Genomic DNA, 6,194 nt, shown 5'->3' on the forward strand with positions numbered 1-6,194 from the left:
ACCGATTCCGAGATCAGGAATGCCAGCGGCGAGGACAGCCGAACCACAGCCGCCAAAAACCAACCAGAAAGTACCTAGAAATTCGGCACCATATGCTTTTGTATTCATTTTGAAACCCTTCCCCTTAATGCAGGTCAAATTGATATTGTGAGAACAATCATGAAGCACGCTGATGATGCTGTTTGTTCGTAAATAACATGCCGGATAATACCATGCCGCTTTTGAAAAGATGCTGCGTAAAGATACGTAGTCTCTAGGGGATAAGTGACCATTGGTTGGGAGCAGTGTCTAAGCTCAAAATGATCATAAAGCTATCATTGTTCCATCACTGTGACACAGCATGTTTAGGACAATTTTGTTTTTCCTTTGTGAAACCGATTTTGAGGTATTTGGGGACCAGAAGAGGAAGGAAAGAGTTATCTCCTCCATTTCTTAAAAATTCTTTCCACTTCATCAAGAGAAACTGAAATATACTTTGTCCATAGGCAAGAGGACCATTTTTGATAGCCTATTAAATTGTTCAGGGAATTGTTAATGGCAGTGGAATTCAATTGGGCCATGAGATTATCATTACTCGAATTGCGAGCGGATGGACTTTCTAAGCAAGCCTCCTGAATATTTGGATAGGCAATCGCAATAAGATGGGTTTCTGCTAAGGTTAGCCCCATTAATGTATGAAATTCCCCGTCGTCTAGAAAATTCCCAGAAGAAATAGCAAGAAGGCACTCTTTTACGACCCACTTTTCTTCATCGGATAAATTTTCGGAAGTCATTATGATTCTGCACAAATTGCAGCAATAGTTATCGGAAAACTAAGTTTGTATTATTACAGGACAGTAAAGCCTGTTTCTGAGTTTAGCTGATTTTTTGCAATAAGGCTTGAATAAAATTGAAAAACCTCTGATCGAGAAAATAGTTTTCGGGCCAGTAGTTGACTTAAAAGCCCAGTCAGTTGTCTTGAATTATTTTTGATCACATTCATCTAAACATCATCACAAAATCATCTTGCCGTCATTGATCAGTAACAGTGAGGGATCATGTTGGCGCAGTTCAATTTTTCCTATGCGAAAGTGATTTTCTGTTATGAGTGATGTTAAACTGGGGATGACCCGTCGTCGTTTGCTTTTGGGGGGTGTTGTTGCCGCATCTGCCGTTGGGTTTTCACCCTTTTTAACTATGCGTAGTAATGCTGCGCCTTTGGCTGGGGAGTTACAGTTGGTCCCGGCAACGCCTAATCCGTTGGGGTCTATCGAAAAGCTGTTTCTACTCAAAGGTGATCCCCTTAGCAGCGCGATTAAACGGATCGTGACCGAAGAAGGCAATCCGGTACCGTCGCCGAAACTTATCCCAGGAGAACGGCGTGTTTTACGTGTTCTTCATTTCAACGATATGCATAATCACATCACGGAAATGCATGGTAAAAAGGGTGATACCTATCGCTTGTCGCAAATCGTGCAGCGGGTAAACGCTGCGCGCGCGTCAGCGGCTGAAAATGAGGCAGTGCTTTTTGTTTCAGCGGGGGATGACCACACAGGATCAATCTTTGATGAGCTCATGGGCTGGAGTGTGGATGAGTTTGTTGCTGATGCAGGTTACAGAAGTTATTCGGCAGCAGGTTTGGATATCGCCGCAATCGGTAATCATGAATTTGATCGCGGTGCAGAACTTTTGAAAAAAGCGGCACAAACGGATGCGCGTTTCCCTTTGTTGTCAGCAAATGTTCATTCCTCGCAACACCTGAAACGAGATGAAGATTACGTTGCGGCTGCCATTGCTGAAATCAAAGGTTTGCGTATCGGACTGGTTGGCTTGACCACAAACATTGATACCCGCGTTGGGCAGCCTGATGACAAGACACTGGCCGTTGATCGACCGTTGAAAGCGGTTGAGAATATCTTGCCTGCCGTTGCCGAGATTTCCGATGTTGTCGTTATTCTTTCGCACTGTGGTTATGGTGTGGGGCAGCATACATCCGGTAAGGCAGCGACAGTACGCGATGTTGGGGAAGGCGACTTTGCGATTGCCGGACTGGCGGGTAAGTTGACCGACAAACCTGTCGTCGTGGTCGGGGGGCATACGCACACGCGTTTGAACGAAGAGAAAATTGAAGAAAACAATCTGATTGATGGTGTCCTGATTACCCAGGCCGAGGCACATGGCAAATATCTGGGGGATATCACCATGTCCATTGCCGCAGAAAACGGGCGTAAGGATTGGTACAGTTCTGTTTCACTGCACCGAATAAAGCCGAGGGACAAGCGCGTCGCTGTCGATGATCCAAAATATCAAACGCTACAAAACGAAGATGACTATGACGCTGACTTTGAAAAGCAACACATCGCCCCGCTCATTAAGGCCTTGGACAGTAAATTGGCCGAGGTTATTGGCTCTGTCGATACAACTGATTTGAGCCGCGACAAGATGATTGCGTCGCGTTATATCGGCGAAAACAAACTTGCCAATTATATGAATGACGCAGTGTTGGTACGATCTGAAAGCTTTGCGGGCGGAGAGGTCGACTTTGCCTTGTTTAACGCAACGGGTATTTCAACTGGGGTGGAAAAGGGACCGTTGAGCTTTAAGAATTGGTACGATGTTATGCCCTATGCAGATGCTATTCATATTGCCAGCCTTAGCGGACAGCAGATATTTGATATGCTGCAATCAAACGCTAAACGGTTGCTTCGCAATGAAGAAGTCGCAGGGACCAATCTAGAGGGATTTGTGTCGCGCGGGTTCTTGCATTTTTCATCTGGCATCCGGTATGAAATTGACCCCGGTGCATCCGCCCGCGATGCCACGGCAGTGAATATTACCCTCAAGGGTGAGCCAATCGAAAAGCGTTTGGATAAAACCTATACCATGGTGGTGAATACCTATCTTGCGCTTGGTGGTTTCGGTGAAAACTGGAATGGTAAGCCTATCGGCGGCGGGGTCGCGGGTGATATTCCCAGCTTTGATATGCGCAAACTACAGTATGACCATACCGGTTTGATCTACCGCAACGAGGTTATTGCTCATATTCGGGAAAGTCAGGTTATTTCGGCTGAAACAGGCGCTAAACTTGATGGGCGCATAACTGTTTTGAGTTAAGGGTTCGTTGAATTTTTGCTTAATTAACTTTAACAAACAAGGCCAACCAGCTGGTTGGCCTTGTTTGTTGGTATTGTGCTAAATCAAGTTTTATTGATGGAAACACCCCCTTCGACCATCAATGCGGTCCCTGTGACAAAGCTTGCGTCATCAGAGGCAAGGAACAGGGCCGCCGTGGCAATTTCTTTCGGATCAGCAATACGTTTCAGGCCGTGAAGACTTTTGACAAACTTTTCCATTTCTTCGTTTGAGGCAACAGAACGTCCCATGGGGGTGTCTGTGCCACCGGGAATAAGACTGTTTACCCTCAAACCTTTGGGGCCGTATTCTGCCGCAAGACATTGCATCATCCCGTTAATCCCGGCCTTTGAAGCGGCATAGGGAGCCATACCGGGCATGCCGATAGTATGACCTACAAAGGTCGATGTGAAAATCAAAGACCCATGATCACTTTCGAGCAAGGCAGGGATTTGATGTTTGGCACTTAAAAAAGCAGATGTCAGATTGGTGTTGATGGTTTCATGCCACCCATCGAGTGTGAGGGTGGGGGTATCACCCATGGTACCTAGCGTTCCGGCATTGTTAAAGGCAATGTCCAGTTTTCCGTAAGTTCCCGTGGCGACTTCGACCAAAGCCTCGGCATAGCTTTCGTCTGTTACGTCACCAGCAACAGCAATGCCCTGTCCACCTGCGACACGGATTTCTTCGATAAGTTTATCCAATTCTTGCTGGCGTCGGGCCCCGACAACAACCTTTGCGCCTTCTTCCGCAAACAGCTTAGCAGCGGCATAGCCGATACCTGAACTGGCACCCGTAATAATGGCAACGCGATTTTCTAATTTACTCATTTTCAGATCCTTTATGGTTTTGTTTCAAATATTGAAGGATCAGTATTGAGGTGCAATGTGGTTTGGGAACTCCGCTTCTTGTTCTGTAATTCAAAAAAATCTTTAAAAACGGGGGATTACGGGAAATAAAAAAATAGAATACAAAAGCAAGAATCAGAGTTTGGGTCTATGATTTTTGAGCTAGCTTTTAGAAACTGACGAAATGTTGTGCTACAAGTTGGATGACAGGAGCAAAGGTAATGGCAACTCAGATGACTATTTTGCCAAAATTTAAAAGTGATGATGAGCGATATCAAGCGATTGTGGACCGTGACCCGTCGGCGGATGACGTCTTTTATTACGCTGTTTTGACGACGGGTGTTTATTGTCGACCTTCCTGTGCTGCGCGTTTGGCTTTGCGAAAAAATGTCAGTTTTCATGAAAGCTGTGCTGAGGCTGAGAAGGCGGGATATCGCCCGTGTAAACGCTGCCGCCCCAATGAAATGAAAAAACAAGAACGACAGGCACTGGCCATTGAAAAGGCTTGCCGTCTGATCGAAGAGGCCGAAGAAGCGCCTGATCTTGATACCTTAGCAGAAGCTGTGGGGATGAGCCGTTTTTATTTTCACCGTACTTTCAAGGCCATTACGGGCGTTACGCCAAAGGCTTATACCAATGCGCACCGGGGCAATCGGGTACGTAAGGGATTAAGCAAAAGCGAAACAGTGACAGAAGCCATCTACGACGCGGGTTTTAATTCCAATGGTCGTTTTTATGCTAATACTGAAAAGCTTTTGGGGATGAAGCCGACAAGTTATCGCAAAGGCGGCAAGGATACTGAAATTCGCTTTGCCCTTGGGGAATGTTCACTGGGGTCAATTCTGGTGGCCGCAAGTGAAAAGGGGATATGTTCCATTCTTCTCGGCGATGATCCCGAAACCATGATACAGGATCTTCAGGACCGTTTTTCCAAGGCCATTTTGAAAGGCGGAGATGCTACGTTCGAAAAGTGGGTGGCGCAGGTTGTCGGCTTTGTCGACGACCCCGCAATTGGTCTTGATTTGCCATTGGATATTCGCGGTACGGCCTTTCAACAGCGGGTTTGGAAAGCCCTGGTCGATATTCCTGTGGGAAGTCGTTTGAGCTATGCGGAAGTTGCAGAGAAAATAGGTTCGCCCAAGGCTGTTCGGGCTGTTGCTTCGGCTTGTGCCGCCAATCATATCGCCGTGGCTATTCCTTGTCACCGGGTGGTACGAAGCGATGGGGCTTTATCCGGTTATCGTTGGGGGGTAGAGCGCAAACAACAGCTGTTGGATTGTGAAGCGGTGGCTGCGCAATGACAGACCATGAACCAATGACAGTCGATGAAAAGGTACGTGCGTCAGAAGTTTCTGCGGATGTGTCATCTACAGTAAGTCAGACTTTAAGCCAGAGCAAAATTTCTGTCACCGAGATCGCGCATAGCCTAGATAAAAATGGCTATGCCGTTCTCAAGGGAATAATTGCTGAACCTGATTGCATTGCGTTAGCTGGTGGGTATAACGCCGATGACCTCTATCGGTCCCGTGTTGTGATGTCTCGTCATGGTTTTGGACAGGGGGAATACAAGTATTTTGACTATCCCTTACCAGACCTGATCAGCAGCTTACGCACTCGGCTTTATGAACCATTGGCCGAGATCGGGAATAGATGGAATGCGTTGATGAATATGGATCAACGTTTTCCCAGAACACATAAACAGTATCTTGACCTGTGTCATGAAGCTGGTCAGACAAAAGCGACGCCTTTGCTGTTACAATATGGTGTCGGAGATTATAACTGTCTGCATCAGGATGTTTACGGCGAGCTGCTTTTCCCGTTGCAAGTGGCGTGTCTGTTATCCAAACCCGGGCAGGATTTTACGGGCGGTGAATTTGTTCTCACAGAACAGCGCCCCCGGATGCAATCACGCGCTGCGGTTGTTCCTCTGGATCAGGGGGATGCGGTTATTTTTCCCGTCCGCAACCGACCTAAACACGGTACGCGCGGTATCTATCGGGTGAATATGCGGCATGGCGTGAGCGAAATCAGATCGGGCCAACGCCATACATTGGGCATTATCTTTCATGACGCCCAATGATATAAGCGGGCCTGTAAGATTAGCTCTGAAAAAATTAAACAATCTCTCAGTGATTGAAATAATATTGAAATTTTAAGTTTTCTGAATGTCGGTGAGTCCCTAAAGCATTGAGATAAAATGTCTTATTTTTAGCAAACCTTTTGTTAACCTAAATA

At 46.5% G+C, this 6,194-nt stretch carries 5 protein-coding genes; 3 read left to right on the plus strand and 2 right to left on the minus strand.

Translation table 11 applies throughout. The annotated features are described in order from the left end of the window. Nucleotides 1-416: 416 nt before the first annotated feature. Nucleotides 417-773 (minus strand): hypothetical protein, encoded by a 357-nt coding sequence (locus tag Q0241_RS00490; protein ID WP_299371411.1) that lies wholly within the window; start codon nucleotides 771-773, stop codon nucleotides 417-419. Nucleotides 774-1,083: 310 nt separating this feature from the next. Between Q0241_RS00490 and Q0241_RS00495 the strand changes: the two genes are divergently transcribed. Beyond that, nucleotides 1,084-3,093, plus strand: coding sequence for a 5'-nucleotidase C-terminal domain-containing protein (locus Q0241_RS00495; RefSeq protein WP_299371413.1), 2,010 nt, complete (start codon nucleotides 1,084-1,086; stop codon nucleotides 3,091-3,093). 83 nt (nucleotides 3,094-3,176) lie between these two features. Here Q0241_RS00495 and Q0241_RS00500 read toward each other — a convergent pair whose 3' ends face one another. Next, nucleotides 3,177-3,941, minus strand: coding sequence for an SDR family oxidoreductase (locus Q0241_RS00500; protein ID WP_299371416.1), 765 nt, complete (start codon nucleotides 3,939-3,941; stop codon nucleotides 3,177-3,179). A 239-nt stretch (nucleotides 3,942-4,180) separates the two neighbouring features. Here Q0241_RS00500 and ada point away from each other — a divergent pair, with 239 nt between their 5' ends. Both ada and Q0241_RS00510 read left to right on the plus strand, forming a co-directional pair. Continuing rightward, the gene (gene ada, locus Q0241_RS00505) at nucleotides 4,181-5,260 is read left to right on the plus strand and encodes a bifunctional DNA-binding transcriptional regulator/O6-methylguanine-DNA methyltransferase Ada (protein ID WP_299371420.1); all 1,080 of its coding nucleotides are present in this window, start codon (nucleotides 4,181-4,183) and stop codon (nucleotides 5,258-5,260) included. Continuing rightward, on the plus strand, nucleotides 5,257-6,039 hold the full coding sequence (locus tag Q0241_RS00510; RefSeq protein WP_299371423.1) for a 2OG-Fe(II) oxygenase: 783 nt from the start codon (nucleotides 5,257-5,259) through the stop codon (nucleotides 6,037-6,039). The genes ada and Q0241_RS00510 overlap by 4 nt, the downstream gene beginning before the upstream one ends. The last annotated feature ends 155 nt before the right edge of the window (nucleotides 6,040-6,194 follow it).

The organism is uncultured Kiloniella sp., from assembly GCF_937128705.1.
Classification (GTDB): domain Bacteria; phylum Pseudomonadota; class Alphaproteobacteria; order Kiloniellales; family Kiloniellaceae; genus Kiloniella.